This is a genomic window from Streptomyces sp. NPDC001231, from assembly GCF_042896885.1.
Taxonomy (GTDB): domain Bacteria; phylum Actinomycetota; class Actinomycetes; order Streptomycetales; family Streptomycetaceae; genus Streptomyces.
Map to the genome: position 1 here is coordinate 1 of NZ_JBIAXS010000020.1, position 24017 is coordinate 24017.

Sequence of the window (24017 nt, forward strand, 5' to 3'; positions counted from 1 at the left end):
GAGATCATGCGCAAGGTGTGCGAGGACTTCGAAGCGGAGCTGAAGGAGTTCAACGGCGAACGTGATCACGTCCACCTGTTGGTGCACTACCCGCCCAAGGTCACCGTCTCGAAACTGGTCAACAGCCTCAAGGGCGTCTCCGCTCGCCGGATACGGCAGGAGTTCACCGGACAGGTCAACCGCGCCATCATGCACGGGCATCTGTGGTCGCCCTCGTATTTCTCCGCATCATGCGGCGGAGCACCGTTGGCGATCGTCCGCCAGTACATCGAGCAGCAACAACGTCCACTCTAAAGTGCACATCAGCGATCCAGCGCACCTTCGGTGCGCGCCGGGGGCGTGGTAAATCCCGTGGCGCGCGCTGGGGATGCTTCTGTCTGCCCCTGCCGTGGGCCGGTGATGGTTCGGGATCGTGGTGGGGTTCGTTCCGGCCGAAACCGATTGCTCTGTGATGCCGGTGAGCTCGCACGTCAGCGTGGTGCTGGGGGCCGTCCACGGGAACCGTGGAGTGTTGCTGTGAGCACGTGCGTCAGAATTCCTGATTCATCCTGGCCCTCCCGGAACGGCGTACTACTCGTCCGTTGAGGGAGGGATCGGGACTTGGACGTGCTGCACGAACGCTGCGCCGGTGTGGACATCAGCAAGAAGGACGCCAAGTCGTGCGTCCGCACCCCGAGTACCAAACGGCGCGGGTCGTTCGCCACCGAGACCACCACCTGGGGATCGACCACGAACGCGGTGCTCGCACTGCGGGATCACCTGCTCGCCGCCGAGGTCACCCTCGTCGTGATCGAAGCGACTTCGGACTACTGGAAGCCCTTCTACTACCTGCTGGCCGAGGACTTGAACGTGATCCTGGTCAACGCACGGCAGGTCAAGAACCTGCCCGGCCGCAAGACCGACGTCTCGGACGCGGCCTGGCTGGCCCAGCTCGGCGCCCACGGCCTGGTCCGCCCCTCTTTCGTGCCGCCCCAGCCGGTGCGCGAACTGCGGGATCTAACCCGGGCCCGCACCCAGATGACCCGCGAGCGCGGCCAGATCGTCCAGCGGCTGGAGAAACTGCTGGAGGACACCGGCACCAAACTCGCCGCGGTCGCCTCCGACATCATGGGCGTCTCCGGCCGCGCCATGCTGGAGGCCCTCATCAGCGGCGAACGCGACCCACAGGTCCTTGCGGACCTGGCCAAGCGCAGGCTCCGCAACAAGATCCCCGAACTGACCGAGGCGCTGACCGGCCGCTTCCGCGCCCACCACGCGTTCCTGACCCGGCTGCACCTGGACCACTACGACCAGCTCACCGAGGCGATCAGGCAGCTGGATGCACGGATCGAGGAGGCGATGGCCCCCTTTCGTCCCGCGCTCGACCTCCTGGACACCATTCCCGGAATCAACCGCGCCGTCGCCGAGGTGATCATCGCCGAGACCGGCGGCGACATGAACCGGTTCGCCTCCGCCAAGCACCTCGCCTCCTGGGCCGGGGTTTGCCCCGGCCACCACGAGTCCGCCGGCCGCACCAAGAACGCCAAGGTCCGTCCCGGCAACCCGTACCTCAAAGGTGCCCTCGGTCTGGCCGCCTTTGGCGCCGCAAGAACCAAGGACACCTACCTCCAGGCCCGTTACAAGCGACTCACGGCCCGCCGCGGCCCGCTCAAGGCCCTGGTCGCCGTCGAGCACTCGATCATCACCGCGATCTGGCACATGCTCACCGACAACGTTCCCTACCACGAGCTCGGTGGCACCTACTTCACCCAGCGCGACCCCGAACGCGCCACCCGCCGAGCGATCAACGCGCTCAACCAGCTCGGCTACACCGTCACCCTCAACCCTCTGGAAGGCACGGCCTGAACGACCAGCCCCAGGACACCCGGCGACCAGCACGGCCACCGGGCACCCAACCCTGCCCGCACCCACCCTGACCTGCTGCCATTTACGCGTCAGAGCAGCCTTGAGATGCGTTCATCCCCGGCGTGAACGCCGGGGCTTTCTACAAGAGTCCCGGTAAGTACGCCAGCAAGCACACCCAGTCCCCCTCCCCCCGCCCCCTCGGCCACCACCGCGAGTCCGCACGGCGTCTGACGGCACACAGGACCGGCCGGGAGGGTTCTCGGGAGTCCCGCGGCGCGCGCGGCCGCCGTCAGGTGCCGCGGAGCAGGCGTGCGGTGACGGTCTTGGGACGCTGGTACTCGTGCAGGGCCAGGGTGCTCAGGTCCGTGCCGTGGCCCGAGGCGCCCCGGCCTCCGTGCGGGAGTTCCGCGGTCTGCACCAGATGGCAGTTGAGCCAGGCCTCCCCCGCGTTGAGCCGGCCGACGAGTTCCAGCCCCGTGGTCAGATCACGGGTCCACACGCTCGCCGCCAGTGCCTGCGGGACTCCGTCGGCCAGCGCGACGGCCGCGTCCAGGTCTTCGGCGTGCTACACGGTGAGCAGCGGGCCGAAGACCTCCTCCACGACCGCGGGGTCGTCGTCGGGCAGGTCGGCCAGGATCCGGGTCGGCCGCCAGAAGCCGTTTTCCTCGCCGGGCCGAGGGGCGATGTCGGCGGCGAGGTTCCGCCGGGCGGCGCTGGCCGTGAGGATGCCGTCGTAACGGGCCGCCTGATCGGCGTTGTTGAGCGGACCGAAGTCCCGTCCCGCGAGGCATTCCCGTGCCGCGACGACCAGTTGCTCCACCACCTGCTCGTAGTTCTCGCGCTGGGTGATGACCCGGGCGGGGGCCGCGCAGCTCTGCCCGGCGTTGTAGACGCAGGCGCGGGCCAGTTGTGCACAGGTGTCGTCGGGCGCGTCGGGCAGGACGAGCGCGGGGGCGTTGCCGCCGAGTTCGAGGCTGACCCGGCGCCCCGCGGCACGCGCGGCCACATCGGCCCCGGCTGCCGCACTGCCGGTGAACGCGACCATGTCGACATCGGCCTCGACCAGCAGCCGACCGGTCGCACGGTCGCCCGGGACGGCGGTGAGGACGGCGGGGCCGAGCGCTTCGGCGGCCTGCTCGGCCAGGAGTTCCAGGGTGTCGGGAGTGGTCTCGGCGGGTTTGGCCACCACCGTGTTGCCGGCGGCCAGGGCCGGAGCGCACCGCCAGGCCGCCATCATCAGCGGATAGTTCCAGGGCACGACGACACCCACGACCCCGAGGGGCTCCCAGCGCACCCAGCTCTCGTGGCCGTCGACCAGCCGTCCGGCGGCCGGTGCCGACTGGGCGCGGACGGCGGAGGCGTAGAACCGGAAGAGGTCCGCGACCTGCTCCACCTCGCCCGCCGTCTCGCTGTCCGGCTTTCCGGTCCCGGCGGCTTCCCGCGCGACATGGGCGCCGGCGTTCTCCTCGACCAGCGTGGCGAGCCGCTCCAGCCGGCGCGCCCGTTCCCTGGGGGTGAGGCCGCGCCAGCCGGGCAGGGCCGCGCGGGCCGCTTCGACCGCGGACCGCACCTCGCTCTCGCGCGCGACGGGGGCGGTGCCCCGGACACGACCGGTGCGGGGGTCGACGAGAGTGGTCTTCACCGTGTGGTCGCCTCCATGGTTTCCCGTGCACAAGTGAGGGACGGGTTCGGGGGTCCGGTTCACAGGTCGTACGCCCGCAGCCACAGCTCCAGGGTGAGGACCAGCCACAACTTGCCGCCCTGACGGGGCAGCAGCGCGCCTTCACCGCGCAGCCAGGTCCGTACGGTGTCCGGCCGGAACAGTCCTCGTCGTCGGGCGGCCCCGCCCAGCAGCAGATCTCCGCCCAGTTCACGCAGCGGCCCGCTCAGCCACTGCTGGACCGGGACCCTCATCCCGCTCTTGGGCCGGTCCACGACGGTGGCGGGCAGCAGATCGCGTACGGCTTCCTTCAGCACCCACTTCTCGGCCGTACCGCGGAGTTTGAGCGCGGGCGGGGTGGCGAAGGCGTGGTCCACCACCCTGCGGTCGAAGAGCGGGGCGCGGCCCTGGAGCCCCTGGGAGGCGGTCAGCCGTTCGACCTTGGTGAGGATGTGATGGGCGCCCTTGGTCCGCAGGTTGCAGTGGAGCAGTTGGTTGAGGAGGTGCGTCATCCGGTCCGGGCCCGTCAGGTAGGGCTCGACGAAGCGTTGCGGGGCGGGCGCGGCCTCGAGCGCGGCCAGGGCGTCGGCGGTCAGCAGGTCCGGGAGGTCGGTCCAGCACTTGCGGTAGGAACGCAGATAGGCGGTGGCCCGGTCCTCGTACCAGGGCGACTCGGCCGCTCCCGGAGCCCCGGCGTGCATCTCCTGGACCAGCATCGGGAGGTTCTTCGGCCCGCCGAACACCGGGTCTCCGCCCTCCCCGTTGAGGACGACGCTCAGCCCGTCGTTCGCGACCGCCTCGGCGAGCATGAGGTTCGGCACGGTCAACGGGTCGCCGACCGGGCTGTCGAGCAGGGCGGCCGTGTCGGCGAGCCGTGCGGCGACCGCCGTGCCGGAGACCGTCAGCACCCGGTGCCGGGTGTGGCAGTGGGCGGCGACGAGGCCCGAGTAGCCGAGTTCGTTGGGGAGTTCGTCGCCGAAGCTGATGGAGTAGGTGTGGACGGGGTGGCTGTGCAGCTTCGCGGCGAGCGCCGTGACGAGCGAGCTGTCGATGCCGCCGGACAGCAGTACGCCGACGGCCTCGGCCTCGGGCAGCCGCCGTGCGGTGGCCTCCTCGAGGAGGGCGCGCAGGGTGAGGACGTGGTCGCCGGATCCGCCGGACCGCCCATCCGGGCCGAGCGGTTCACCGATCCGCTCCCGGGGCTCCCAGTGGACCGTCTCGGTCGCGGTCCCGTCGGCCGTCAGCCGCAGCACCCGGCCGGGAAGCACCTCGCGCACGCCCTCCAGCAGCGTCTCGTCGCCGGGCAGATAGGCGAAGGTGAGGAAGGAGCGTACGGCGGACAGGTTCATCCGGGTGCCCAGGGCGGGCCAGCGGCGCAGGGCGCGCAGGGAGGTGGAGGCCGCCCAGGCGCCGGCGGCACGGGCGTAGAAGAGGGTGCGGGCGCCGACGTGGTCGCGGATCAGCACGAGGTCGCCGCCGTCGAGGACGGCGAGCGCGAACATGCCCTCGGCGAGCGCGACGCCCCGTTCGCCGAGCCGGGCCCAGCAGCGCAGCAGCAGTTCGCCGTCGCTGGTGCCGGGCGGGGCGGGGGAACCGTCGGCGGTGAGGGCGGCGAGGAGTTCGGCGCGGTTGTGCAGGGTGACCTCGCCGACGGCACGCATCCCGTGTGCGTCGAACGGCCCCTGGGCGTGCCCAGGTTCGTCCCGCACGAGGGCCAGCCCCGGCGCGACCGGCGGGGTGCCCATGGCCGCGAGGTGCAGATCGGCCGCGTCGGGCCGTGCGTCGGTGTGCCCGGTTCCCGACGCGAGACAGACGCAGAAGCGCGCCATCGGAGGGTCCTTTCCTGTTGCCGCGTGCCCGGATATCCGCGCACGCGTCCTTCCGCCGGCCGGAGGGGCGGCGCGGTCAGCCGAAGTCGTCGTCGCTCCAGTCGCCGTGGTCGTCCCAGTCCGCGCCGCTCCAGTCGTCCCCGTCGCCGCTGCCGTCGCCCCCGCCGGAGGACGAGCTCTGCGCCTGCCTGCGCAGTTCCTCCTCCTCTTCCGGTGTGAGGCTGAGCGGCGGCAGTTGGGAGGCGGTGACGGCCAGTCCCGCTATGCCGAGGCCGACGAGGATCCCTCCCATCCGGCCGCCGAACGACGTCCGGTTGATCATGAGGGTTTCGCCGCGCCCCCAGAGGGTGCGGCCGTAGCCGATGTCCCGCCCGTAGGTCACCGTGCCGTCGGCCAGAGTGCGCTTGACGATGCCGGTGCCCAGTTGTTCGTCGGTGCCCGTGCCCGCCCGGTCGTCGCGCCAGTGGACCTGGCCGGCCGGGCCGCGCCGGCGCCATTCCTGCCGGCCGTCCTCATAGGTGCGGTGGACGCTGCCGTCGGCGAGCAGCTCGTCCGTGTAGCCGATTTCGCGTGGGCGGATCATGCTCTTCGGTCCTTGGGTCTGCGTTGCTCGGGCATGCGGTCCTCGGGGGCGAAGTCGAAGGTCGAAGGTCGGGGGCCGGGTGGGGTCATGGGTCGGGCCAGGTCATGAATCCGGCGGTGCGCAGATCGCGCAGATCGCTCCAGACCGAGCGGTGGGCCGACCGGGGCCCGCGGGTGAGGCGCAGTGCGGCGCGCAGCAGCCGGGCGGGCGGTACCGCGGCCACTTCGGCGAACCGGCCCTCGGCGAGCCAGTCGACCTCCGAGGGTCTGAGCCCACTCGGCATCGGTCCGAGCGGTGGTACCGGGCCGGGCCTGCGTCCGGACACCAGGCGCAACGCCTGGGCGTGCCGGGGCACCAGCCCCAGCGAGGCGACCCGGACGGGCACCGGTCCCAGCTCTTCGCGTACCCGCGCGGGCAGGGCGATCCCGGCGGGGCTCGCGTCGTGCAGGACGTGCACGGTGGCACCCTCGGTCCGCTCCAGGGCTTCCACCAGCCGGGAGTCAAACGGGAGATCGTCCTCGGCGCTCAGGACGGGGCAGGCCGCTTCCAGGTGCACGTGGTTGGCCAGCAGCATCCGGGCGACGGAACGGTCCTGGCAGATCAACAGCCGTGGCAGCCCGTACCCGTACAGGTCGGGCTCCCGCGACGGTCCGCCGATCGTCGGGGCGGCGGCGGGAGCGGGGAGCAGTCCGGCCGGTTCCCTGCCGCGCAGCACCTCGGTGAATCGCGACAGCCGCAACGGCGGGGCCGGACTGTGCGGGATGCGCCGCACCGGCGCGGGCGCCGGGCGCAGGACACGGCAGGTCTCGTAGTACAACTGCCGCTCCGTGAAGCGGATGTTCCCCGGGGCGGCGGCGCGCTGCGCGGCGGTGGTGATCGCCCGCTCCAGCAGCAGCCGGCCGACCGGGCTCCGCCGGCTCATGCGCTCTCCTCGGGCCAGGTCAGAAATCCGAGGGAGGCTGCCCGCCGCCGCTGCGGATCGGCTGCCGCGCCGGCCTTTTCGACGGCCCGGGAGACCACGGTCAGCAGTTTGACCGGCGGTACTCCGACCAGCGGGAACCCCCAACCGCGGCTCAGCCACTTCAGTTGCCCGGAGCTGAACTCCCCGCTCTGTGCGAGCAGTTTCATGACGCTCGCCCCCGGCTGTTCGCCCCGCACGGGTACCGCGCGCGCGAGACCCTGCACCGCGCCGAGGGGCAGACCGATGTCGACAACCGGGCGCGCGGGCTGCGCGGCGCGGACGCGGTGGGCGAGCAGCAGGCCGTGGGCGTCGGCGTCGTGGAGCACCAGTACGGGTCCCCGGCCGGGTGCGGCGGGCAGTGCGGCCGGATCGGCCACCAGGGTGACCCCGTGTCGAGTGGTCAGGCCCGCCGCGTCGAGGAAGACGGCGATGGAGCGGTCGGGGCAGACCAGGACGAGCCCGTCGGACGGGGTGCCCGGGGCCGGTTCCGGGTCCACCCCGCCGTTCGCCGGGTGGGGACCCGGGGTCGGATACCGGCTGTCGTCGATCACCCCGGGCGGCAGGGAGCCGTAGACGCTCTTCCACGCCTCCAGTGGGCCGGTGCGGAAGGCCTCCCGGGCGACTCGGGGGCGGCCCCGGCCCACGCCCATCACCTCCGCGACCACGAAGCCCACCGCCGCGAGCAGCAACACACCCCCGAGGGTGGCGACGACCACGCCTTTCGAGCCCAGCCCGACGAACACCGCGATGACACCGGCAATCATCAGGGAAACGCCGCACCCCATCTCGACCTGAGTCTCCCGCAGCGACTTGCGGGACAGGGCGTACCACAACTGTCCTGGTGTGCAGGGTACTTGGCTGTCGTGACCAAGAGCGAGGGCGGTCCTGCGGACCCGGAGGTCGTTCAGTTGGAGCGGGTTGGTCTTGGGGTCCAGGGCGTACCTGCTCCCGCACTTGCCGCAGACGTTGCCGGGACGTTCCTTGCGCAGCAGGGACTCCTCGCAGTGCGGACAGATCACCGACGGCCCTCCAGTCCCTGTGCGAGCCGACGCAGCCGGGCGGCCAGTCGCTCCCTGACGGTGGTGGCACCCGGCACCCGCACCCGCTGGACCTGTTCGATGTCTCGTAGCGCGGCGGCGAGTTCGAGGTAGTCGACGGGGGCGAGGGTGCCCGTGTGCGTTCCGGTGTATGTGGCGGCGGTGGGGGCGCCGTGCGGCGGGCCGGCCGCCCTGCGCTCCGCCTCGGCGGCGGTGATCGCGTAGTCCTCGTGGTCGATGCCGTAGCCGGTGTTGGCGGCCAGGATGGTCAGCGGGTCGGTGTCGCGGTTGGCGAAGGAGTGCGGCACCATCTCCGGAATGCGGATCAACTCACCTGGGGTCAGCAGGACTTCGGTGACTCGGCCGCGCTCGCTGTCGTACAGGCCGCAGGCCGCGTATCCGAGGCTGAGGACGAAGTGCTCCCCGCCGTGCGCATGCGGGGTGAAGGCGCTGCGCGGGCCGACGATGCCGATTTTGACGGTGGCGTTGGAGGGGCGTTCGGGGGAGGTGGCCGCGTCCCCGACGAGGTAGTGGGCGAACTGCCCGTCGTCGATGAACCGAAGGAGGTCCCGCTCGGGCCCCAGCGCCCGGGCGCCGTCACGATCGGCGAGGACGACGGACCCGTCGGGCCGCAGCCGGTACAGCCGCACGCCGCGCGGCAGTTTCCCCAACCCGCTCAAGTTTCCTCTGCCTGACACCTCTTCACGCGAGCTGCCGAACAAGCGCGCCTCCCCCATATGCCGCTCACGTCCGCACTCGGATGGTAAGTCGCGGTCCGGAACGCGACGAGGGTCCGGACGCAACCAACGGCCGGCACCGGGCTGAACGACGAGTGAACTCAGCCGCCTGTGGCCGCCCTATCCGCCCGACGCGCCGTCAGCTGCCGAAGAATCAGCCAGCGCGTCATGGCGTACCCCGAGCACCCGTCGGCCCGGCTGCCAGTACGCCACCCGGCGCCCACCTCGGCGTCTCGACGCGGATCGGCGCTTCTCGTCCTCCACGCCGAGTCGGCGGCCGGGCACGGGAGAAGCGCGCCGCACGCATGGTCGCCGTCGTCATCGGCTCGCCTCCACGACTTCCCGAACCCGGCGATGTGGGCCGGCTTCCGGCGCCGGGCGTCCGTGAGCCGGGACCGCACCTCGCCGACCGGCACCTCGCCACCGACTCACAGGATCGCCGCCGCCCGAAACGGGTCCCCCGATAGGACGCGCCCCCGCTGTTACGAAAGCCATTCGGCCATTCGCGGGAGTCGAGGCGGCGAGACCGCCGGCAGCGCCACGAATCGTCAGCTGTTTTCCTCCTGATCGCGGGCTGGTTCGGAGCAGGAACCGGGCCGACGACCCGCGCTCTCCCCGGATCGATGGTCCGTACAAGGGAGAGTTACGGATATATCCGCGTTTCGTAACACGAATCCTTTTGGTCATCTGCTGTCGTCGGAGAGGGCCACAGTGTGGCGCCTCGGCACAGAGCCGGGAATCGGATCGCACGCCCCGCCCGACCAGGGTGGGGGTGCACGACCGTGAGGGGATTCATGTCTGTTTCTCGTACGGCGCTCCGCCTACTCGCCACCTGTGTGGCTTCGGGCGCCCTCGTCGGCGCGGCCGCCCTGCCGGCCCTGGCCCACGGAGGCCACGACCGCGACAACGGAAGGAGCTTCTCGCACAGCCGCCCCGTGGAGGGCGTCGGGATCGGCCACGACTACGACGGGCGCCGCGGTCACTTCGACGACCGTTACCGCTACCGGGGCTGGCACCACGGCTGGTACAACAACCGCCGGCACTGGGACCGGCACCACGGCTGGTACAACGACCGTCACCACGGCTGGTACGGCGACCGTCACCACTTCCCCGGCCGCCGCTGACGCCTCGGAAGTCGTGCTGTGACGCGGAGGGCGCCTGCCACTCTCCGCCACCGCCGTCACAGCCGGTATGACAGCTGCGCCGAAGGGCCGAAGACCGCACGTGCGGTCTTCGGCCCTTCGGCCGTCAACCGCCGGCGCACGACCTGCCGAACGGCCGTGATCGCCGCTCCCCGGTGATCGCGCGGTCAGCGCCTGACGGCTCGGGCCAGCGCTTCCTCCGCCTGGGCGGCCAGGGTGCCGACCAGACCGGCCGCGGACGGCAGGTCGTCGATGAGGTCGACGCCCTCGCCGGCCCACTGGGGCAAGGCCGGGATCTCGCGTCGCGCGACGGCGTCCTCGTACGCCTGCCGCGCATGCGGGTCAGCCGCGAGTTCGTCCTCCCGGCCCCGCCATGCGTCGAGGAAAGGGTGGCCGAGGGTGCGCGCGGTGTACTTCGCCGGCCAGCGCGAAGCACGGGCGATGTCCAGCACCCTGTTGCGCTCGGTGTCCTCCCCGCGGCCCTCGACGATCGCCCGGGCGGTCGCCGGGGCGACCAGGGCCTCGGTCGTGGCCTGGAAGCGGGTGCCGAGCAGTGCTCCCGCCGCCCCCAGCGCCAGGGCGGCCGCCACGCCTCGGCCGTCGGCGATCCCGCCGGCCGCAAGCACCGGCACCGGCGCCGCCAGGTCCGCCACGACGGGCACGAACGGCAGCGTGGACCGCCCGTGCCGGGCGCCGTGCCCGCCGGCCTCGGTGCCCTGCGCCACGATCACGTCCGCGCCCAGATCCACCGCCCTGCGGGCCTCCTCCAGGTCGGTGACCTGAAGGATCAGCGCCGTACCCGCGCCACGGACGCGCTCCGCGAACGGACCGGGGTCGCCGAACGACAGCATGACCGCTGCCGGCTCTTGCTCCAGCGCCCGCGCGATCGCGCCGTCGTCGATCGCCCACGTCTGGAAGCCGATACCCCAGGGTTTCCCGGCGCACTCGCCGGCCAGGACGGGCAGTTCGCGGGCCAGCCACCCCCGGTCCCCGTTCCCGCTGCCCAGCAGTCCGAGCCCGCCGCCGCGCGAGACCGCCGCCGCCAGGGCGCCACCGGCCGAACCGCCCATCGGCGCCAGGGCGATCGGATGCTCCACACCGAACAGTTCCGTGAACGCCGTCGACAATCCCATGGCCGCAATCCTCACCCACGCGGTGCCGGTCGCAGGGCGATCGACGGACTCGTTCGCACTACGCACAGCGAGGCGCACAGATCGAGCCCCGGGCGCGCGGGGCGGTCCGGGTGCGGCACGGGCCGGCCCCGAAGGGCCGGCCCGCGGCTGTGTCACGGGGATGAGGTCACGAGGACTTCTTCAGCGTGAAGTCGCCCGTCGTCGTCCCTCCCTTCTTGAGCTTCACAGTGGTGGTCACCGGCTGGTAGCCGTCCTTGGACACGATCACGGTGACCGGGTTGAGGCGGCTGTCGAACCACAGGGCGTAGGTTCCGTCCTTACCTGTCCGCAGGGTGTGGCTCACCGTCGAGGCGTTGATCTGGACGGTCGCCCCGGCCAGCGGCGCGGTGCCGCCCTGGCCGTCGGCGCCCAGCACGGTACCGGCGTACTTGCCCCAGTCCTTCGGCGGGCTGACGCGCATCTTCACGTCGACCGGAACCCCGGCGTACGGGGTGTCGGTCTGGACGGTCAGAGCCGCCGTGTAGTCGCCGGGCTGGGTGACCTCGTCGACCCCGGCGTCCAGGCCGACCGTGATCGTGGTGCTCGCCCCCGGCTGGAGCGTCACCTTCCGCTCGGACACGGACAGCCAGCTGACGTCCGAGGAGCCGCCGCCCTGGTCGTAACCGGGCAGCACCTCCACGGTGGCCACCGGCGGCGTCAGGCTGCCGCCGGGGTTGCCGCCGACCTTGTAGAAGCCGGTGGCGCCACCACCGCGGTAGACGGAGCTGTTGGCGTTGGGCAGGGCGGTCCAGGCGCCTGTGCCCGGGTCGAAGGCGAAGCCCTGGTTGGTGATCGCGGTGCTGTTGCCGGTGACACCGGACGAGACCAGCAGCAGGCCGTTGGCCGCGGAGTACGCCGAGCCCCACAGGTCGATGGGCAGGTCGGCCACGGCCGACCAGCTGTCGGACGACGGGTCGTAGCTGTAGGCGTGCTTCACCGAACCGGCGTCGGTGGTGCCGCCGGCGCAGTAGAGCTTGCCGGCGATGCCGCCGCAGGACTCCCAGGAGATCGGCTCCGGGTAGGAGGCGATCTGCGACCAGCTGTCGGACGACGGGTCGTAGACCGTGACGTCCTTGGTGCCGCAGGCGCTGCCGGTGCAGCCGCCGACGACGTACAGCTTGCCGCCGAGCACCGCGCTGCCCGAGCCCGCGTACGGCTTGGGCGAGGACGCCTTGGTGGACCAGGTGTTGGACGCCGGGTCGTAGACCTCCAGCTTGGCGTCGGGGTTGCCGCCGGCGCCCCAGCCGCCGACCGCGTACAGCTTGCCTCCGATGAAGCCGCGGGCCGGGGACTCACGGGTGTCGGTGGCGGAGGCCAGCTTCGACCAGGAGCCGCTGTCGGGGTCGTAGGCGTACAGCGCGTTGGTGTCCGCGCTGCCGGTGTAGCCGAAGGCCGAGTAGACCTTTCCGCCGTCGGCGGCCACCGCGTTGTCCTGGAGCGTGGTGGGCAGGTTGGCCACCGGCTGCCAGGCGTCTCCGGCCGCGTTGGCCGCGGCGGCGGACTCCTTCTTGCCTCTGCCGTCGGCCTTGGCCGCGGAGAGCGGGGAGTAGTCGCCCTTCACCAGGTTGAGCGGCGCACCGCCGGTGGACTTCATCGTGAAGCCGCCGGGCTGCTCGCCCAGGGTGAGGGTCGCGGGCGCGCCCCCGGTGTTCTTCACCGTCAGGTTCTGGGCGGCCGCCTTGCCCCAGTCGACTGTCTTGTCGACCGAGCCGGGGTTGATCACCAGTTTGCCGGCCTTCAGCCCGAAGTCGGCCCGGTTGGTGCTGTCCGGTGCCACGTCCACCGTCCTGGCCGCGTCGGTGTAGCGCGACTTGGAGGCGGTGAAGGTGTGGCTGCCGGTCTTGGTGGTGAACATCCAGTAGAAGCCGCCGCCGAGCGCCGGGTCGTCCGGGGTGGCGGCCGTGGTGGCCTTGTCCTGCGCGGCGTCGGCGTTGACGACGGTGGCGCCGACGACGCCCTCGCCGGTGTTGGCGTCGGTCACGCTGCCGGCGACCAGAGCGCCCGCGACGGGCTCGTAGGCACGCTTGCCGACGAACACCGCGGAGGCGCTGGTGCCGCCGTACACGGCCCAGCCGGAGCCGCCGTAGGTCTGGTACACCGAGACGCCGGTGACGGGGTCGGCGACCGCGGAGACGTCGGCGACGGTCCGCATGGAGCAGCCGGTGTCCGTCTGGAAGGCCGGCTTGGGCTCGTACAGCGAACAGCCCGAGCCCGGGCCCCCGTAGCTGTTGTGCCACACCGACTCGGACCAGCCGCGGCCGGTGGTGGTGTCCCGCTTCAGGGCGGTGCCGCCGACCGGTCATTGACGGATGTACGACATGACATGATCCTGCCAAGTTGATGTCTCGCCGGAATCGTCCGGTCGCCGCCCGTGAACCGCGTGTGAGGTGGGCCACCAAAGCATTGCCGACAGCGGAAACTTCGGCTTAACGTCCCCGCAATCCGTTGGAGCGGACGGGCGTCACCAGCCGGTTTCCGTTCGGCGGCAGCCCTCGGGCGCGGGCTCGGACCGGAGCCTCCTCCGTGCGGCGGGGCGTGCTCCACCGCGTGGTTCCCGGCAGCGCGCACCCCTGGCGGCGTGAGGAGTCGAGCCATGATTCTTTCCGGACGGGAACTTTCCGGTTGTCGCAGCGCGGGGGCGACCCCTCCTGGCCCGGCCGGGCCACCGGGTTCCCGCGGGAGCCTGCTCCCGGTCCGCTCGCTGCCCGGAGCCGTGTTCGGCGCCGCCGTGGAGGTGGCCGCGATCGTCGCGGCACTGGCCCTGTACCCGTCCGGTTTCGGCGAGGGCGGGGAACGCCGCGGGCCCGGATCCCGGCGGACGGCGCCGTCGGACGCCGCTGTGGCCCTTCCGGCCGTCCCCGCCGACAGTCCGGTCCTGCTGGTCCACGGTCTGTTCAGCAACCGGGCGATCTTCCACGTCATGAGACGCGGCCTGCGGCAGGCGGGTTTTCACCGGGTCGCCGTACTGAACTACAACTGGCTGAGCAACGACGTCCGCAGCGCCGCGCGGTTGCTGGCGGAGCAGGTGGAGCGGATCTGCGAGGACAGCGGGCACGAGCGTGTCCACGTGATCGGCCACAGTCTCGGCGGCGTGGTCGCCCGCTACTACGCGCAGCGCCTGGGCGGCGACGCCCGCGTGCACACTCTGGTCACCCTGGGCGCCCCGCACCACGGCACGCTGGCCGCGGCGGTACCGCTGCCGCTGCGGGCGATCCGGCAGCTCCGGCCGGGCAGCGACGTGCTCACGGAGCTCGCCGGGCCCGCTCCCGGCTGTGAGACCCGCTTCGTGGCGTTCCACAGCGACCTCGACGAGCTGATCGTTCCCGCCGCCAACGCCCGGCTGGTCCACCCCGACCTGCGGATACGCAACGTCCCCGTGCGGGCCGTCGGCCATGTCTCGCTGCCGCTGCACGGCAGGGTCGTCGGTGAGGTCTGCCGCGTGCTCCGCGATGCGCGCGTCGCCGAGCCCCTGGCCGCGGCTTGAGCCGCGGCGACCCTGCGAACGACCGCCGCATGCCACTCTGGTGACGCGTGGGGGTGTCCCGCGGTCAACCGCCAGGGAGGTAAGCCGGATGACGACTGGCCGCAGTGGTGAGGTCGACCAGCTGATGGAGACGGTCGATCATCCGCAGAGGGAAGCGGTCGAGTACCTGCGCGCCGCGATCCTGCGGGCCGATCCGCTGATCACCGAGCAGGTGAAGTGGAAGGCTCCGAGCTTCTGCTACGGCGGTGTCGACCGGGTGACTTTCCAGTTGAGGTCCAGGGACGTCCAACTCGTCTTCCACCGGGGCGCGAAGGTGAAGGACGACGCCGCCTCGTTCACGTTCGACGACGACAGCGGCCTGATGCGGTGGCGTTCCGGCGACCGGGCTCTGGTGACCTTCAAGGACCTCGCCGAGGTCAAGGCGCAGGAGGCGGCGTTCATTTCGCTGGTCCGGCGGTGGGTCAGGGCGTGATGCAGGGCCTGATGCGGGCGGCCTCCGGGCGTGATGCAGGCGGTCTCCGGGCCGGGTCCATCGGGTCCGGCACCCATTCGGTGTCGTCTCTGGGGGTCCGAGCCGCCCGTAAATGGGTGTTGGACCCGATGGCGACAGCCCTCGGCCGCGGGTGAGGGTGGAGTCAAACCCCCTTTCGACGGTCGTACCGGCGTGTGGCCTGACGTTGCCACCTGCCCGGGCACGGGTGCGGGCCGCGGCGCCCCTGACAGGGGGAGAGAAGCCGCGAGTCCGTCGAGTCACGAGAGGAGCCCGGCACCGATGGCGGCAGTGCCACGGCGACCAGGTCGCGCGCGGGTTTCCGCCCGCACGGACCGGACCGCCGGCTGTCGAGCCTGCCCGCCGCCGCGTGCCGAGAGGAGCGCGTCATGCCCGGAACCGATGACAAGCTGCTCAGCGAGATCGCGGCTCGCGTGTACCGGGACGATCCCCGGTTCGCTCGCGCCCTCCGGGCCGGACGCCCCTGCCCGCCACGCGAATACCGGCGCACCCGGGCCTGGCCGCTGTTCGCCCTCGCCCTGGTGGCGCTGGGCACCGGTATCACCCTGGACCACGGGCTGCTGATCGTCACCGGCATGGTCCTGGCCGGAATGGCCGCGGAACTGTGCGACCCCCGGCGCACCGCGCGCAGACCGCGGATTCCCCCGCCCCGGTCCTGACTGCGACGGCCCGCCGGACGGCCGCACCACGGTGGACGGCCGGGGCGGCGAGGAGCGGGACCGTGCCGTGCTCCGTCAGTGCCACCTGGCCGTCCTCACTCATGATCCGCCGGCTGTGTCACTCATGACCGGCCGACCATGCCCTGATCCGCCGACCGTCCCGATCACGACCGGCCGTGCGTGTCCTGATCGGCAGACCCTTTTGATCACGACCGGCCGACAGTGCCCTGATCGGTCACCGTCTCGTGGCCGGTCGCCGTTTCCTGCGGCCCGGATTCCGGTGCCCAGTCCTCGGCCGGTACGCCGCCGGCCGGTGCGGTCTTGCCGAACAGGCCCGTCAGGCGCCGGGCCACCGGTTCGGTGTAGCGGGCGGAGAGCGGGCCCAGGATGACGAGGATCAGCACGTACGCCGTGGCCAGCGGGCCCAGGTCGGGTTCGATCCCGGCGGTGACGGCGAGCCCGGCGATGACGATGGAGAACTCGCCCCGGGCGACCAGCGTGCCGCCCGCGCGCCAGCGTCCCTTGACGGAGATGCCGGCCCGCTTGGCGGCCCAGTAGCCGGTGGCGATCTTGGTCAGCGCGGTGACGACGGCCAGGGCCAGCGCCGGCAGCAGCACCGGCGGAATGCTCTGGGGGTCGGTGTGCAGTCCGAAGAACACGAAGAACACCGCGGCGAACAGGTCACGCAGCGGGGCCAGGAGATTGTGCGCGCCCTCCGCCACCTCGCCGGACAGGGCGATGCCGACCAGGAACGCGCCCACGGCGGCCGACACCTGCAACTGCTGCGCGAGCCCCGCGACCAGCAGGGTCAGGCCCAGCACGACCAGCAGCAGCTTCTCGGGGTCGTCGTTGGAGACGAAGCGCGATATGTGCCGGCCGAACCGCACCGCCACCAGCAGCACCAGAGCGGCGACCCCGAGGGCGATGGCCAGCGTGACGCTGCCCGCGGCCAGGCCCGCGCCGGCCAGCAGGGCGGTGATGATCGGCAGGTACACGGCCATGGACAGGTCCTCGAGGACCAGGATGCTGAGGATCACCGGGGTCTCCCGGTTGCCCAGCCGTCCCAGATCGCCCAGGACCTTGGCGATCACACCGGACGAGGAGATCCAGGTCACCCCCGCCAGGACGACCGCCGCCACCGGCCCCCAGCCCAGCAGCAGCGCCATGGCGGCGCCGGGCAGGGCGTTGAGCGTGGCGTCGACGAGCCCGGCCGGGTACTGGGTCTTGAGGTTGGAGACCAGGTCACTGGCGGTGTACTCCAGCCCCAGCATGAGCAGCAGCAGGATGACGCCGATCTCGGCGCCGATGGCGACGAACTCCTCACTGGTGTCCAGCGGGAGCAGTCCGCCCTGGCCGAAGGCGAGCCCGGCCAGCAGATACAAGGGGATGGGCGAGAACTGGAAGCGCCCGGCGAACCGCCCCAGCAACCCCAGGCCCAGGATGATCGCGCCGAACTCGATCAGGAAGACCGCAGACGAATGCACGCGATCACTCCCGCCCGAGAATCGCCGCGGCGGCATCGGCGCCCTCGCGCGTGCCGATCACTATCAGGGTGTCCCCGCCCGCGAGCCGGAGGTCCGGCCCGGGGGACGGGATCGCCTCGGCCCGCCGCAGCACCGCCACGATCGACACACCGGTCTCGGTACGCATCCGGGTCTCACCCAGCAGCCGCCCGTTCCAGTACGAGGTCGCCGACAGTTCGACGCGCTCCGCCACCAGCCCCAACTCGGTCGTCGAGAGCAGGTTGGGGCTGTGATGCGCCGGCATGAGCGCGTCGATGACGGCCGCCGCCTCCCCGGCGGTCAGACGCACGGACAGCGCGCAGGCGTCGGGATCGTCCTCGCGGTACGCGCTCAGGGTCCGCGATCCGTCCCGGTGCGCGACCACGGACAGACGGCGCTGTTCTCGCGTGCTGAGGTCGTAGCGGACCCCGATTCCCGGCAACGGCGTACCACTCATGCGCGCAGCGCCCACAGTTGTTCTCCCTGTCCGACTTGGCGGTTTCTTTAGGCAACCTTTAACGGCACCCTATCGAGCCGTGTCGCGCGCAGGGAATTGCGGACGATGTCAGCTCCGTCTCAATCCGGAGCGTCGAAGAGGCATTCCAGCGGGGGTGGAGCTGGTCATTCGGGCCAGTCGGAGTTCTTGATGACCTCGACGAAGTCGGTGCGCCGGAAGCCTGGAACGTAGTGGGCCAGGACGTCGGCCTTGACGTTCCCGAAGGTCGTATCGGGGCGTTCCTCGATCCCTTCGGTGAACGCGGCGAGGATCCGGTTCTTGAAATCCGGGCGCGGGTGCGCGGAGACGACCGCGGCGCGCTCCTCGTCGGAGACCGTGTGATAGCCGATGCCCAGGACGTCCAGTTCCACGCCGCGGGTCACCAGGGCGATCTCGGGTGCCATGTGGAGCGGGATCTCCGGGGTGGTGTGCAGGGCGATGCTCGTCCAGACACGGTCGGCCGGCTCGCCGGTGATGCCGTGGGCGTGCAGAAAGCGGCGGGCCTCGTCGGCACCGTCGATCTCGAAGCGCCGGTCGGTGCGACGCATACGCTTCGTGAGCCCGAGGTCGTGGAACATCGCGCCCACGTACAGCAGTTCGGGGTCGAAGTCGAGCCCCTGCTCCCGGCCGCGCAGCGATCCCCACAGGAAGACCCGCCGGGAGTGGTGGAAGAGCAGCGGTGGGGCGACGTCGCGGACCAGTTCGGTCGCCTCCCGTACCAGGGTGGTGTCAGGGATCCGCACTCCTGCGATCACTTCGTTCATCGTTCGTCCGCCTTTCTCGCCGGGCCTTGCCCGGATCGGTGATCCACCTCCAGGGTTCACCGGACGACGTAGGCTGGGCCATGTCTTTGCTGCCAGGAGAACCACGGATTCGGACATGACGCATCGGGTTGGCTTCGTCGTCTTCGAGGGGGTGACCATGCTCGATGTCAGCGGTCCGTCGGAGGTTCTCCATCAGGCCGGTCGGCTCGCTCCCGGCTATGAGCTGGTCCTGGTCTCCCCACGGGGTGGGACGGTCACCACCGCCGCCGGGCCGGCACTGACCGGTACGGTCCGGGCGACCGACGCGGGCCCGGTCGACACGGTCGTGGTCGCCGGAGGCGACCGGCTGGCGCAGCAGCCGATCGATGAGGAGTTGCTGGCCGCGGCGGGCGCCCTCACCGCGCGGGCGCCGCGGGTCGCCTCGGTGTGCACCGGCGCCTTCGTCCTGGCCGAACTGGGCCTGCTCGACGGCCGCCGCGCGACGACGCACTGGCGGCACGCGGCCACGCTCGCCCGCCGTTACCCTCGTGTGCGCGTCGAACCGGACGCCATGCACATCCGCGACGGGCGGTACGTCACCTCGGCGGGCATCAGCGCGGGCATCGATCTGACGCTCGCCCTGGTGGAGGACGACCACGGCGCCGACGTGGCGAGGAACGTCGCGCGTGAACTGGTCGTCTTCATGCAACGTCCGGGCGGGCAGTCGCAGTTCTCCACGGCCATCACGACCCCGCCTCCCCGCGGTGACCTTCTCCGCCCGCTGATCGCGTCCGTGCTCGCCGATCCGGCCGCCGACCACAGCCTGCCCGCCATGGCCGCATCCGTCGCCGTCAGCCCTCGGCATCTGGCCCGGCTCTTCCGCGCCGAACTGGGCACCACGCCCGCACGCTGGGTCGAACGGGTCCGCCTCGACCGCGCCCAGCAGTTGCTGCTCGAAGGTCACAGCGTGACGTCGGCCGCGCACCACAGCGGGCTCGGCACGGACGAGACCCTCCGCCGCGCCTTCGCCCGCCATCTGGGCACCACGCCGACCCACTACCGGAGACGCTTCGCCACCACCCGCGAACAGCGGTAGTCCGCGTCAGGCGAGGACGCGGGCGAGGAACTCGCGGATGTGCCCGGTGATGGCGTCGAGGTGGCTTTCCAGAGCGAAGTGCCCGGACTCGATCAGATGGATCTCGGCATCGGGCAGGTCCTGGCTGAACGCCGTGGCGCCGTCGGGGCCGAAGATCTCGTCATTGGCTCCCCAGACCGCCAGCAGCGGGACCCGGGAGTCGCGGAAGTACCGCTGGACCTCGGGGTAAAGGTCCACGTTGGAGGGGTAGTCACGGAAGAGTCGGAGTTGGATCTCGTCGTTGCCCGGCCGGTCCAGCAGGGCCTGGTCGTGAACCCAGTTGTCGGGGCTGACCAGGCTGGGGTCGGCGACCCCGTTGACGTACTGCCAGCGTGTGACATCCGGGGTCAGGGCGCCTCGCATGGAGGCTTCGGTGGCCGGCCCGGGTGCCTTGGCGTAGGCGAAGACGCCGTCCCAGAAGGGCTTGACGAAGCCTTCCTCGTAGGCGTTGCCGTTCTGGGTGATGATCGCGGTGACGCGGTCCGGGGACTGGAGGGCGAGACGCCATCCGATGGGGGCGCCGTAGTCCTGCACGTACATCGCGAACCGGTCGACGCCCAGTTGCTGGAGCAGCCCTGAGGTGATCTCGGTGAGGGCGTCGAAGGTGTACGGGAAGTCCTGCAGGGAGGGCATCGCCGACTGGCCGAACCCGATGTGGTCGGGGGCGATCACGCGGTACCGGTCCGCGAGCGCCGGGAGCAGGTGGCGGAACATGTGCGAGCTGGTCGGAAAGCCGTGCAGGAGCACGACCACGGGCGCCTGGGGATCGCCGGCTTTCCGGTAGAAGACGTCGAGACCGTTGACGGTGGCCGTGCGGTGGTGGACTGCGTGGACCATGCCTCTCACCCGTCTCTCGAACTTCAGTGGTGATGCGTCCAGTCGAACACCTTCCGCCTAACCAGTCAAGATACCTTTACTGGTTAGGTCATGGCGGAGCAGCGCCAGGCGGGCAGCAGGCCGAGGGCGGTGAGTGCGGCCAGGGCCGGCAGGACGGAACTCATCGTCGAAACGGCGGACCCGGTCGCGCCGGCCGCGACGGCGATACCGAGGGTCGGTCCGATGTTCATGGCGGTCTGCTTGAGCCCGCCGACAACCCCCGCGTACCCCGGCGGCGCGTCGCCGACGACGGTCCCGGTGGCGGTGACCATCACCGTGGCGAACCGGCACCGATGACGGCGAAGGCCGCGCCCATGACCATCCACGGACCGGTCGCATCGAGCCGGGACAGCCCGGCGATGCCGGCCACGACGAGGCCCGTGCCCGCGGTCGCGGTGCGCCGCGCACCGTACCGGCGCAGCGCGGCGTCCGCGACGGGTGAGCCGAGGACCATGAACACGGTCAGCGGAAGGACGCGCAGACCGCAGATGAGCGGATCGAGGCCAAGTGTGTCCTGGAGATGGAACACATAGACACTGTCTACCAACAGGCGTAGACAGCGTCCTCTCACCTTCTGGTCGACGACTGGTCGACGTGGTGCTTGCGTGTAACCTGTCAAGCGAGCCAATTCGGTTAGGGGGTGCGATGGTGACCGAGCGGGAGCGGCAGGACGCGCTGCTGGAACTCCTCAACAGCACGCCGGTGGTCAACGGTGTCGTTCAGGACCGGCTGGCGGATCCGGAGGCGGCCAGGTCCTGGCAGCGGACCCACGGCGGCAGCGGAACCGAGGACGAGCTGCGCGGCCTCGTACAGGCGCGGGATGCCCTCCAGGACGTGGTGCGCGGTACCCGGCCCGCCGCGTCGCTGGCCCCGCTCCTGAAGGGCGTCACCTCCCACCCGCGCATGTCGCCCGCGGGGGTGTCGTGGGAGCTGGACACCCCTCCGGAGCGCCGGATGGCGGTGGAAGCGGTGCTGGCGTGGAGCGCGGTTCAGCGGACGATCCCCGGGCGGCTGCGGCCGTGCGCCAACCCCGAGTGCCGGCGCTTCCTCATCGACCGCAGCAAGACCAACAAGGCCCGCTGGTGCTCAATGGCCGTCTGCGGCAACCGTATGAAGGCACGGCGCCACTACCAGCGCACTCGCGACGCCCCAGTCGAGTAACACCCGCTCGCCCGCGTGCCGAGCGGCTCGGATCCCGACGCCTGCCGCCTGCCGCCCGTCCGCGGCTTCGCTCGCGTGTCTCGGAGCGGGCCCACGTCCTCGCAGTGATCCGCCTCACATGCTGTCACAACGGCCGATCACGCGGTGTCTTGAGGCCGAACCCCTGGAAACGGAGGAGACACCATGGTGGAGAACACGGACGTCGTCGTGATCGGTGGCGGATACGCCGGCGTCATGGCCGCCAACCGCCTGACGCGGCGCGACGACGTGACGGTGACGCTGATCAACCCGCGCCCGACTTTCGTCCATCGGATCCGCCTGCACCAGCTGGTGGGCGGGACCGACGACGCCGTCGTCGACTACCGGGACGTCCTGGCCGACGGCGTCCGGCTGGTGGTCGACTCCGCGACACGGATCGACGCGGCCACGCGCCGCGTGACACTGGCGGCCGGCGGCACGGTCGGCTACGACTACCTGATCTACGCGGTGGGCAGTGGCAGCGCCGATCCGCGCGTGCCCGGTGCGGCCGAGTTCGCCCACCCGATCGCCACCCTGGAGGAGGCGCAGCGGCTGCGGCCGATCGTCGACGCCGCTCCCGCGACGGACGCCGTGACGGTCGTCGGAGCGGGTCCCACCGGCATCGAGACCGCCGCCGAGCTGGCGGAGGCAGGCCGCACCGTGACCCTGGTCTGCGGTGGGGTGCTCGGCCCGTACCTGCACCCTCGGGGCCGACGCTCGGTGGCCGGGCGGCTGGCGGCGCTCGGGGTCACCGTGCTCGACGGTCCCGGCACGGAGGTGACGGCGGTGACCCGCGATGCCGTACGGCTCGGTGACGGCCGCGAGCTGCCGAGCCGGGTGACCGTCTGGACCGCCGGCTTCGGCGTGCCGGACCTGGCCGCGCGCAGCGGGCTGAGCACCGACGCCCTGGGCCGCCTGCTCACGGACGAGACGCTGACGAGCGTGGACGACGAGCGTGTCGTCGCGGCCGGGGACTCGGCGGCACCGTCGGACCTGCCGTTGCGGATGAGCTGCCAGGCCGCGATTCCTCTGGGCGCGCGGGCCGCCGACACGGTGCTCAGCCGGATCACGGGCGAGCGGCCGTCGGCCCTCAACCAGGTGTTCGCCGGCCAGTGCATCAGCCTGGGCCGACGCGCCGGCATCTTCCAGTTCGCCCACAGGTACGACGTCGCGCTGTGGTTCCACATCGGCGGTCGCGCCGGCGCGAAGGTCAAGGAGTTCGTGTGCAGGGGCATCGTCAAGCACCTGGCCGACGAGGCACGCAAGCCCGGCTCGTACGGCCTGCACCGCGTCTCGGGAGGCGCCAAGCGCCAGGAGCTGCTGGAGGGCCGGCGCGGCGCGGCTCCGGCCACCGGCGCACGGGCAGCCTAGTGCCGCGGCAGGTACGTGTGGGCACCGAACGGCCCGGCCGGATCGTACGGCCACCGACGAGAGGGACCGTGTTGTGCGCGCACGCTTGAATGCCCCCGTGACAAGGCCGTCCGCGAAGAAGAGAGGTCGAGACATGAGCGACCGCACCACTGACCCGGCGACCGAGGCGTTCATCGCCCACCGCAACCTGCTCTTCACCGTCGCCTACGAGATGCTCGGATCGGCTGCCGACGCCGAGGACGTCCTCCAGGAGACCTGGCTGCGATGGGTCGAGGTCGACTTGGCGCAGGTGCGCGACCAACGCGCCTACCTGGTCCGGATCACTACCCGGCAGTCGCTCAACCGGCTGCGCGCGATGAAGCGCCGCAAGGAGGCGTACGTCGGTCCCTGGCTGCCCGAGCCACTGCTCACCGCGCCGGACGTGGCCCAGGACGTCGAACTCGCCGAGAGCGTGTCGATGGCGCTGATGCTGGTCCTCGAGACGCTGTCGCCGACGGAGCGCGCCGTCTTCGTACTGCGCGAGGTCTTCGAGGTCGGCTACGACGAGATCGCGGCGGCCGTCGACAAGAGCCCCGCGGCCGTCCGCCAGATCGCGCACCGCGCTCGCCGACACGTCGACGCCCGCCGCCCGCGCAAGGTGGTCTCCCCCGGCGAGACCCGGGCGGCCCTGGAGTCGTTCCAGCGCGCGTTCGAGACCGGAGACCTGCAGGGACTCCTCGACGTGCTCGCGCCCGAGGTCGTCCTGATGAGCGACGGCGGCGGCGTCAAGCACGCCGCGCTGCGGCCGGTCGTCGGCGCCGAGAAGGTGGTCCGCCTGTTCGTCGGCGGCGCCGGAAAGGTCCAGGGCAGGATCGCCATCGCCCCCACGCTGGTCAACGGCGGCCCGGCGCTCTTCGTGCGCCTGGACGGCGAGATCGACGGCATCATGGCGGCCCGTGTCGAGGACGCCCGCATCACCGGCCTCTACTACGTCCGCAACCCGGAGAAGCTGTCCCGCGTCGAGTCCGAGACCCCGCTCACCCTGCGCTGAAGACCGGTGGGCGACAGCCACGCCCGGCCAGGTGGCATCAGGCGGGGGGACGACGGCTCGGGTGT

General features: G+C 71.5%; 21 protein-coding genes and 2 pseudogenes. 10 read left to right on the forward strand and 13 right to left on the reverse strand.

Annotated elements, in window-relative coordinates:
• Together tnpA and ACFY3J_RS23605 are read left to right on the forward strand one after the other, a co-directional pair.
• Window positions 1–294: IS200/IS605 family transposase (gene tnpA, locus ACFY3J_RS23600; protein WP_390841690.1), on the forward strand; the 294-nt coding region annotated here is incomplete at its 5' end.
• Between the two features lie 306 nt (window positions 295–600).
• Window positions 601–1845 carry an IS110 family transposase gene (locus tag ACFY3J_RS23605; protein ID WP_390841691.1) on the forward strand — a complete coding sequence of 415 codons (1245 nt, stop codon included), beginning with the start codon at window positions 601–603 and terminating at the stop codon, window positions 1843–1845.
• 289 nt (window positions 1846–2134) lie between these two features.
• On the opposite strand, the pseudogene ACFY3J_RS23610 reads toward ACFY3J_RS23605, so the two are convergent.
• The 6 genes and pseudogenes from ACFY3J_RS23610 to ACFY3J_RS23635 all read right to left on the reverse strand — a co-directional run bounded on the left by ACFY3J_RS23610 (window position 2135) and on the right by ACFY3J_RS23635 (window position 8595).
• Window positions 2135–3595: pseudogene (locus tag ACFY3J_RS23610) on the reverse strand (aldehyde dehydrogenase family protein).
• Window positions 3547–5334, reverse strand: a complete 1788-nt coding sequence (locus tag ACFY3J_RS23615) for an asparagine synthetase B family protein (RefSeq protein WP_390841692.1) — start codon at window positions 5332–5334, stop codon at window positions 3547–3549. Before ACFY3J_RS23615 ends, ACFY3J_RS23610 begins: the two are co-directional and overlap by 49 nt.
• A 76-nt stretch (window positions 5335–5410) precedes the next feature.
• Window positions 5411–5917 carry a hypothetical protein gene (locus ACFY3J_RS23620; protein WP_384178355.1) on the reverse strand — a complete coding sequence of 169 codons (507 nt, stop codon included), beginning with the start codon at window positions 5915–5917 and terminating at the stop codon, window positions 5411–5413.
• 85 nt (window positions 5918–6002) lie between these two features.
• Window positions 6003–6839, reverse strand: coding sequence for a hypothetical protein (locus ACFY3J_RS23625; protein ID WP_384178352.1), 837 nt, complete (start codon window positions 6837–6839; stop codon window positions 6003–6005).
• A complete protein-coding gene (locus tag ACFY3J_RS23630) occupies window positions 6836–7897 on the reverse strand; it encodes a hypothetical protein (protein WP_384178349.1) in 1062 nt (353 codons plus the stop codon). Before ACFY3J_RS23630 ends, ACFY3J_RS23625 begins: the two co-directional genes overlap by 4 nt.
• Window positions 7894–8595, reverse strand: a complete 702-nt coding sequence (locus tag ACFY3J_RS23635; RefSeq protein ID WP_384178347.1) for a cupin domain-containing protein — start codon at window positions 8593–8595, stop codon at window positions 7894–7896. Before ACFY3J_RS23635 ends, ACFY3J_RS23630 begins: the two co-directional genes overlap by 4 nt.
• Before the next feature lie 851 nt (window positions 8596–9446).
• On the opposite strand from ACFY3J_RS23635, the gene ACFY3J_RS23640 reads away from it, so the two are divergent.
• Window positions 9447–9776, forward strand: coding sequence for a hypothetical protein (locus ACFY3J_RS23640; protein WP_384178344.1), 330 nt, complete (start codon window positions 9447–9449; stop codon window positions 9774–9776).
• Between the two features lie 185 nt (window positions 9777–9961).
• On the opposite strand, the gene ACFY3J_RS23645 is transcribed toward ACFY3J_RS23640, so the two are convergent.
• Together ACFY3J_RS23645 and ACFY3J_RS23650 are read right to left on the reverse strand one after the other, a co-directional pair.
• Complete coding sequence (locus tag ACFY3J_RS23645) at window positions 9962–10927, reverse strand: nitronate monooxygenase (RefSeq protein WP_384178341.1); 966 nt, start codon at window positions 10925–10927, stop codon at window positions 9962–9964.
• 166 nt (window positions 10928–11093) lie between these two features.
• Window positions 11094–13205 (reverse strand): kelch repeat-containing protein, encoded by a 2112-nt coding sequence (locus ACFY3J_RS23650; RefSeq protein ID WP_384178338.1) that lies wholly within the window; start codon window positions 13203–13205, stop codon window positions 11094–11096.
• Between the two features lie 474 nt (window positions 13206–13679).
• On the opposite strand from ACFY3J_RS23650, the gene ACFY3J_RS23655 reads away from it, so the two are divergent.
• The 3 genes from ACFY3J_RS23655 to ACFY3J_RS23665 all read left to right on the forward strand — a co-directional run bounded on the left by ACFY3J_RS23655 (window position 13680) and on the right by ACFY3J_RS23665 (window position 15620).
• On the forward strand, window positions 13680–14450 hold the full coding sequence (locus ACFY3J_RS23655; protein ID WP_384178335.1) for an esterase/lipase family protein: 771 nt from the start codon (window positions 13680–13682) through the stop codon (window positions 14448–14450).
• A gap of 88 nt (window positions 14451–14538) precedes the next feature.
• Window positions 14539–14922, forward strand: coding sequence for a DUF1801 domain-containing protein (locus ACFY3J_RS23660; protein ID WP_384178332.1), 384 nt, complete (start codon window positions 14539–14541; stop codon window positions 14920–14922).
• Between the two features lie 407 nt (window positions 14923–15329).
• A complete protein-coding gene (locus ACFY3J_RS23665) occupies window positions 15330–15620 on the forward strand; it encodes a DUF3040 domain-containing protein (RefSeq protein ID WP_384178329.1) in 291 nt (96 codons plus the stop codon).
• 206 nt (window positions 15621–15826) lie between these two features.
• Here the strand turns inward: ACFY3J_RS23665 and ACFY3J_RS23670 are convergent, their stop codons facing one another.
• The 3 genes from ACFY3J_RS23670 to ACFY3J_RS23680 all read right to left on the reverse strand — a co-directional run bounded on the left by ACFY3J_RS23670 (window position 15827) and on the right by ACFY3J_RS23680 (window position 18382).
• Window positions 15827–17104 carry a cation:proton antiporter gene (locus ACFY3J_RS23670; RefSeq protein WP_390841693.1) on the reverse strand — a complete coding sequence of 426 codons (1278 nt, stop codon included), beginning with the start codon at window positions 17102–17104 and terminating at the stop codon, window positions 15827–15829.
• Window positions 17105–17108: 4 nt separating this feature from the next.
• A complete protein-coding gene (locus ACFY3J_RS23675) occupies window positions 17109–17579 on the reverse strand; it encodes a cation:proton antiporter regulatory subunit (RefSeq protein WP_384178323.1) in 471 nt (156 codons plus the stop codon).
• A 164-nt stretch (window positions 17580–17743) separates the two neighbouring features.
• Entirely contained in the window at window positions 17744–18382 is a 639-nt protein-coding gene (locus ACFY3J_RS23680) for an HD domain-containing protein (RefSeq protein ID WP_390841694.1), read from the reverse strand.
• 115 nt (window positions 18383–18497) lie between these two features.
• Between ACFY3J_RS23680 and ACFY3J_RS23685 the strand changes: the two genes are divergently transcribed.
• Window positions 18498–19457, forward strand: coding sequence for a GlxA family transcriptional regulator (locus ACFY3J_RS23685; RefSeq protein WP_384178317.1), 960 nt, complete (start codon window positions 18498–18500; stop codon window positions 19455–19457).
• Window positions 19458–19463: 6 nt separating this feature from the next.
• Here ACFY3J_RS23685 and ACFY3J_RS23690 read toward each other — a convergent pair whose 3' ends face one another.
• Window positions 19464–20333 (reverse strand): alpha/beta fold hydrolase, encoded by an 870-nt coding sequence (locus ACFY3J_RS23690; protein WP_390841695.1) that lies wholly within the window; start codon window positions 20331–20333, stop codon window positions 19464–19466.
• A gap of 83 nt (window positions 20334–20416) precedes the next feature.
• Window positions 20417–20898, reverse strand: a pseudogene (locus tag ACFY3J_RS23695) (MFS transporter); the annotation flags it as partial.
• A 119-nt stretch (window positions 20899–21017) separates the two neighbouring features.
• On the opposite strand from ACFY3J_RS23695, the gene ACFY3J_RS23700 reads away from it, so the two are divergent.
• The 3 genes from ACFY3J_RS23700 to ACFY3J_RS23710 all read left to right on the forward strand — a co-directional run bounded on the left by ACFY3J_RS23700 (window position 21018) and on the right by ACFY3J_RS23710 (window position 23952).
• Window positions 21018–21533: a CGNR zinc finger domain-containing protein gene (locus ACFY3J_RS23700; protein ID WP_390841696.1), complete on the forward strand. Its 516-nt coding sequence runs from the start codon at window positions 21018–21020 to the stop codon at window positions 21531–21533.
• 183 nt (window positions 21534–21716) lie between these two features.
• Window positions 21717–22922: an NAD(P)/FAD-dependent oxidoreductase gene (locus tag ACFY3J_RS23705; RefSeq protein ID WP_390841697.1), complete on the forward strand. Its 1206-nt coding sequence runs from the start codon at window positions 21717–21719 to the stop codon at window positions 22920–22922.
• A gap of 133 nt (window positions 22923–23055) precedes the next feature.
• Window positions 23056–23952, forward strand: a complete 897-nt coding sequence (locus tag ACFY3J_RS23710) for an RNA polymerase sigma-70 factor (RefSeq protein WP_384178305.1) — start codon at window positions 23056–23058, stop codon at window positions 23950–23952.
• Window positions 23953–24017 lie beyond the last annotated feature (65 nt).

Excerpts from the sequence above, each read along its gene's own strand:
- ACFY3J_RS23615 (WP_390841692.1), bottom strand. The coding sequence starts at position 5,334 with ATGGCGCGCTTCTGCGTCTGTCTCGCGTCGGGAACCGGGCACACCGAC.
- ACFY3J_RS23620 (WP_384178355.1), bottom strand. The coding sequence starts at position 5,917 with ATGATCCGCCCACGCGAAATCGGCTACACGGACGAGCTGCTCGCCGAC.
- ACFY3J_RS23625 (WP_384178352.1), bottom strand. The coding sequence starts at position 6,839 with ATGAGCCGGCGGAGCCCGGTCGGCCGGCTGCTGCTGGAGCGGGCGATC.
- ACFY3J_RS23640 (WP_384178344.1), top strand. The coding sequence starts at position 9,447 with ATGTCTGTTTCTCGTACGGCGCTCCGCCTACTCGCCACCTGTGTGGCT.
- ACFY3J_RS23645 (WP_384178341.1), bottom strand. The coding sequence starts at position 10,927 with ATGGGATTGTCGACGGCGTTCACGGAACTGTTCGGTGTGGAGCATCCG.
- ACFY3J_RS23660 (WP_384178332.1), top strand. The coding sequence starts at position 14,539 with ATGACGACTGGCCGCAGTGGTGAGGTCGACCAGCTGATGGAGACGGTC.
- ACFY3J_RS23665 (WP_384178329.1), top strand. The coding sequence starts at position 15,330 with ATGCCCGGAACCGATGACAAGCTGCTCAGCGAGATCGCGGCTCGCGTG.
- ACFY3J_RS23675 (WP_384178323.1), bottom strand. The coding sequence starts at position 17,579 with ATGAGTGGTACGCCGTTGCCGGGAATCGGGGTCCGCTACGACCTCAGC.
- ACFY3J_RS23680 (WP_390841694.1), bottom strand. The coding sequence starts at position 18,382 with ATGAACGAAGTGATCGCAGGAGTGCGGATCCCTGACACCACCCTGGTA.
- ACFY3J_RS23685 (WP_384178317.1), top strand. The coding sequence starts at position 18,498 with ATGACGCATCGGGTTGGCTTCGTCGTCTTCGAGGGGGTGACCATGCTC.
- ACFY3J_RS23690 (WP_390841695.1), bottom strand. The coding sequence starts at position 20,333 with ATGGTCCACGCAGTCCACCACCGCACGGCCACCGTCAACGGTCTCGAC.
- ACFY3J_RS23700 (WP_390841696.1), top strand. The coding sequence starts at position 21,018 with ATGGTGACCGAGCGGGAGCGGCAGGACGCGCTGCTGGAACTCCTCAAC.
- ACFY3J_RS23705 (WP_390841697.1), top strand. The coding sequence starts at position 21,717 with ATGGTGGAGAACACGGACGTCGTCGTGATCGGTGGCGGATACGCCGGC.
- ACFY3J_RS23710 (WP_384178305.1), top strand. The coding sequence starts at position 23,056 with ATGAGCGACCGCACCACTGACCCGGCGACCGAGGCGTTCATCGCCCAC.